Origin of the sequence: Lentimicrobium sp. S6, assembly GCF_013166635.1 — a bacterium.
Lineage (GTDB): Bacteria > Bacteroidota > Bacteroidia > Bacteroidales > UBA12170 > UBA12170.
The window spans coordinates 1-5,666 of record NZ_JABKBZ010000131.1 but is presented as its reverse complement, the minus strand read 5'-3'; the positions used below and the strand labels follow the sequence as shown (position 1 = coordinate 5,666).

Sequence of the window (5,666 nt, the reverse complement as noted above, 5' to 3'; positions counted from 1 at the left end):
GACAACAAAGAAGATGAAAACAAATATGCCGAAAACGCCATCACAAATTTATTGAGTGAATTGAGCAAACTGGGTTCATCAAAACAGAACATTGAAATTTGTCTTGTTGGTGGAGCAAATGTGTTGAAAAACGAAAATGACACAGTAGCTAATAATCTGATTTTATATATCTTTGAAACTATTAAGCAGAAAAAGTTAATTGTAAAAGAAACATCTTTGGGAGGCTACGAAAGACGATCAGCCACACTAAACCTAAGTTCAGGACTTGTTAACTTTACTGTTGGAGATAGTATCGAAAAAAAATTATGGGAATTTTCAGGTGAAAAAAATAAGGATGATAATCAATGAAAAATGATTCTAACAAAACCAAAGAGCAACTCATAGCTGAGTTGGACGATTTACGCAATCAAAGTAAAAAGCGTGAAGAAGAACATAAAGCTACAAACCAGCAACTGCTTGCAAACGAACAACAGTTGGGGGCTACCAATCAACAACTTGCCGCAAACAATCAGCAGTTACAAGCCACAGAGCAACAGTTGAGAGCAAACAACCAACAATTAATTGCCAGCGAGCATTCATTGCGGGAGAGCGAGGAAAAGTTGACAACTCTTTTCAATGCGATGACAGATATTGTGTTTGAAATGGATTATGACGGAAGATATATCAATATTGCCCCAACATCACCTGAACTCATGTTCAAACCTTCGGATGATACAATTGGTAAAACACTGCATGAAGTATTTCCGAAATCTGAAGCCGATATTTTTCTTGAATTTATTCGTAAATGCCTCAATGAAAACAAAACAAATATCATTGAATACCCTATGGTAATTGATAACAAAACAAGATGGTTTGAAGGCAGTGCAACTCCAAAAACAAAAAACTCGGTGCTTTATATTGCGAGTGACATCACCGAGCGCAAGCAGGCGGAACAAGCACTGTTGGAAAGCGAAGAGAAATACAGAGAATTGTTTAGAATCTTTCGAACAATCGCTGACAACATGACCGATATGCTTTGGGCAAAAGACTTGCACAATAATTACATCTTTGTAAACCAGGCGATGTGCAGGAATCTGTTAATCGCTAAAGATACAGATGAACCGCTTGGCAAGAAGGATATGTTTTTTGCCCAAAGGGAACGCAACCGCCATCCACATAATCCGCAATGGCATACCTTTGGTGAAATCTGTAGGGATTCCGACCATGTAATTATCGAAGAAAAAAGCCCGAAGAGGTTTGATGAGTTTGGAAATGTGAAAGGTAAATTTCTCTATCTCGATGTACACAAATCACCGCTTATAAATGAGCAAGGCGAGATGATCGGCGTTGTTGGCAGTGGCAGAGATGTTACTATAGAAAAGGAAATTGAGCGGCAACTCAAAGAGAGCGAAGAGCGATTTCGGGTACTGTATGAAGATAATCCTTCCACGTATCTTACGGTGGATGCCCGGGGAATTGTGCAGTCGGTAAATGTGCATGGCGCCCGGGAACTGGGTTACCGCGCTGAAGAACTAACAGGTCAGTCGGTGCTGCGTGTATTTCATCCCGCTGATCATAAAGCGGTAAACGAGCAATTAAAAAACTGCCTGGGTCATCCCGGTGAGGTGATAAGATGGGAATTGCCAAAAATCCGAAAAGACGGCAGCCTGCTGTGGATGAGGGAGGCGGCGCGGGCGGTAACAAACACCGGGGGCGATCCGGAGGTTTTTATCGTTTGTGAGGATATAACCGAACGCAAACGAAACGAGCAAATTCAAAATACGATTCATCAAATTTCAAATGCGGTTGCAATAAGCGAAAACCCTGATGAATTTATAGCGCTGGTTAAAAACGAACTGGGAGCGATTATCGACACAAGCAACTTTTTTGTTGCTCTTTATGATGAACCTACCGATTCAATTTCTTTAATGCATCACGAGGACAAAAAAGATAAATTCACTTCATTTCCAGCCGGAAAAACATTAACAAAATATGTTATAAAAACAAAAAAATCCTTATTGGCAACAAAAGATGTTAAGGCTAAACTTGAAAAATCCGGAGAAGTTGAGATGGTTGGTGACCCTTCGGAAGTATGGCTTGGACTGCCATTATTTGCAAAAGGGAAAGTATCGGGAGTAATTGCCGTTCAAAGCTATGATGACGAAAAAGCTTATAACGAATCAGATATGAGAACGCTTGAGATTATCGCCCACCAGATTAGTATCTCACTTGAAAGAAAAAAAGCAGAACAGGAACTTAAATTGGCTCTTGAGAAAGCCGAAGAAAGCAACCGCTTAAAAACTGCTTTTCTGAATAATATGAGCCACGAAATACGCACACCGCTAAACGGAATAACAGGTTTTATTGGACTGCTGCAAGATCCCGACATTGATGATGAAGAGAAACAACATTATTTCGATATTATTAACAAAAGCAGCGATAGATTGATTGCCACAGTTACAGATATTATTGATATTTCGAAAATTGAAGCCGGGCTGGTTAAAGTTTCAAAAACAGAGGTATCGGTAAATAAAATTCTTGATGAACAGTATAGCTTTTTTAACCACCAGGCTCAATCAAAAGGGCTTAAACTTAAATATAGCCCCACAATTTCGGATAAGGACGCACTAATTGTTACAGACCAGCACAAATTGGAAGGTATATTGATAAACCTGATAAAGAACGCTATTAAATTTACCGAACAAGGAGAAATTACTTTTGGATGCTCACTAAAAAAAGAGAAAGATATTGAGGTTTTAGAGTTTTACGTAAAAGATACAGGAATAGGAATACCGGCAAACCGAACAGAAGCCATATTCAACCGTTTTGAGCAAGCCGATATTGAAGACATAAGAGTTCATCAAGGCTCGGGACTGGGGCTTGCCATTGCAAAGTCTTATGTTGAAATGCTGGGTGGTGACATCAGCGTAAAATCTAAAGAAGGAGAAGGTTCCACATTCACCTTTAGCATTCCTTACACTAAACAGTTTGTGAAAGAAAGCGATGCCAAAGAGAACACAAATAAAGAACCGCAAGTATCTTTAAGTAATTTATCGGTAATTATTGCTGAGGATGATGAAACCAGCAAATTGTTTTTTGAAGCTATCTTTAAAAATACATTCAACAAAATTACCTATACAAAAAACGGAAAAGAAACCATTGATAAATGCCGTGAGAACCCTGAAACGGATCTCATATTAATGGATATAAAAATGCCCGGCATGAATGGTTATGATGCCACCCGCGAAATTCGAAAATTCAACAACGATGTAGTAATAATTGCCCAAACAGCTTTTGGTTTAACAGACGACAGGGAAAAGGCAATAGAAGCAGGTTGTAACGACTATATTTCGAAACCGATACAAAAAGAAGAACTTGAAATTATAATTATGAAACACTTCAAAAATTATAAAAAATTCAATACCAATTAGACTCTGGAAAAAAAAGCACATGGCTATAACATCGTATATAAAACATTTGGCAGTCAGTGGTTTATCGAGCATTTCAGCCCGTATCAAAAGTACTTGTAACTTGACAGGAAAGTGCTTCGAAATGCCAAACGTTTCATATACGTAACCGTTATCTGCAACCCTATGAAACTAAAAATATGTCAGCAACTTAAATCTAATATACCAACCAACTGATAACACTGAATAAAAATGAATTACTAAATGATTAAATAGATGAAAAATATTATTTCAATTTTCTTATTAGCCGTTTTGATTTTTTCTTGTAAAAAAACCTCAAGAGAATTATACAACAATGACTTACACGTGCGAAGAATCCAACACGATGGTATTACACGAGAATATATTCTTTATGTCCCTCAGTCATACAATGGAAACACTATGGTTCCACTCCTTTTTAATTTTCATGGCTATGGAGGTAAAATAAAAGACTATATAAACGAAGCCGACATGCGTGCGGTAGCCGAGGCAAACAACTTCATTCTTGTCTATCCTCAAGGAAGCTTATTAAATGGTTTTTCGCATTGGAACGCTTGCCCACCAGGCGGAGACAATAAAAGTGATATTGATGACGTAGGTTTTATAGAGTCTTTGATTTATGGGCTTTCATCTGATTACAATATAGATATGGAAAGAATTTATGTTGCCGGATATTCAAATGGAGGAATGATGGCCTATGGACTTGCTCATTATAAAAGTAATTTAATTGCTGCTGTAGCCTCTGTTTCTGGATCAATGTTAGATTGTACAGGACCAACTAATCACCCTATGCCGATAATTCATCTTCATGGAACTGCTGATGAAGTGCTTCCATATAACGGAGGGAACGAATTCAGCTCTGCACAAAGCACTTTAGATTATTGGATTAATTTTAACAATACAACTACTACTCCAACTGTAAATACAGACAATAGTGGAGGAATGACAATTGAGCATTATATATATGACCAAGGAGATAGTTCTGTTTCAGTCGAGCATTACAAATATATTGGAGGAAATCATGTTTGGTTTAACACTACATATCAAGGAAAGAACACCGCAGAATTGGTTTGGGAATTTGTTTCAAAATATGACATCAACGGCTTAAAGTAAAACAGCATGAAAACAATCATAACATTACTCATTACCATTATTTGTCCAGCACTTGCTTTGAGCCAAGATACAAATATAGTTGCACCAATAAAACGAAATTCGATTTACATTGAATATGCAGGACAAGGACTTTATCCTTCAGTTTCATTTGACAGACTTTATCGAACGGAGAAAAAAATGAAAACTTCGTTCACCGGAGGGTTAACATTGATTCCTATTCCGGATTATTTTGTTTTTTCTGTGCCTGCTTCTTATAATATACTATTTGGAAAAAGAAAAAGCAAACTTGAATTAGGCATTGGCTTAACAGCAATGTATTTAAGGGAAGGCAATATCCCTGTAAGCTATGGATACAAGGACGACAATGGTGTTTATCATTATGAACAATTTATTGGACACGAACATAATTTTTTCGCATATTTTACTCCAAAAATCGGGTATCGTTACCAAAATCCGAATGGTGGACTTTTTTTACGCGCAACACTAACCCCTCACATAGCAGGAATAAGCTCTTACGGTGGAGTAAGAGGTAAAAATGGAATTAAAACAAATATAGATGATTCGTACACCGAATATTTTTCTAGTGTGGCCTTTCTAGGAAATCGTTTTTTAATACGCGCAGGCTTAAGCGTAGGCTGGACATTTAAAAAGAAATTTAGAACAAGTAAAAAGAGTGAAAACTAAACTGATAATTTGATTTGAAGTCTAAATACCAAGCTAAACAATAGTGAGTAAAAGTCAAATATTCAGAATGAGAAAAAGGGCAGCAGATAACAGCACCTACAAGAAATTGGCGGTTTAGTGGTTAAATGAAGCTTTATGCTTCGTGTCAAGTGCAGTGCTGGCAGACAGTTTTCGTCTCCGAAATCGCCAACTTCTTGTAGCTGCAACCCGTTACCAAGCATTTAAATTCAAAGGACAAAGCATTTGGTAGGGAAAAAAGTTCTTTCTTTAATTAAGGAAACGAAAACGAATTCGGGCATTTTTAGCCAATAAGAATGAATGAGTTGAAAGATGAAGTTGCTCGGTTCCAGACGCGGGCCTTTTAAGTCCTGCCTATCTTGATTTTTAAAAAAGGCAAAGCGTGTGAATAACAAAACGACTTTGACTTGGTTTCAGTCGTGGGAA

4 protein-coding genes are annotated in these 5,666 nt (G+C 37.4%); all 4 read left to right on the top strand.

The annotated features are described in order from the left end of the window. A partial coding sequence (locus HNS40_RS21480; RefSeq protein WP_172284772.1) for a hypothetical protein occupies positions 1-348 on the top strand: 348 nt, incomplete at its 5' end. Then, positions 345-3,410 carry a PAS domain S-box protein gene (locus HNS40_RS21475; RefSeq protein WP_172284771.1) on the top strand — a complete coding sequence of 1,022 codons (3,066 nt, stop codon included), beginning with the start codon at positions 345-347 and terminating at the stop codon, positions 3,408-3,410. The genes HNS40_RS21480 and HNS40_RS21475, both read left to right, overlap by 4 nt. Before the next feature lie 252 nt (positions 3,411-3,662). Then, entirely contained in the window at positions 3,663-4,538 is an 876-nt protein-coding gene (locus HNS40_RS21470) for a PHB depolymerase family esterase (protein ID WP_172284770.1), read from the top strand. Between the two features lie 6 nt (positions 4,539-4,544). Beyond that, complete coding sequence (locus HNS40_RS21465) at positions 4,545-5,222, top strand: hypothetical protein (RefSeq protein WP_172284769.1); 678 nt, start codon at positions 4,545-4,547, stop codon at positions 5,220-5,222. Positions 5,223-5,666 lie beyond the last annotated feature (444 nt).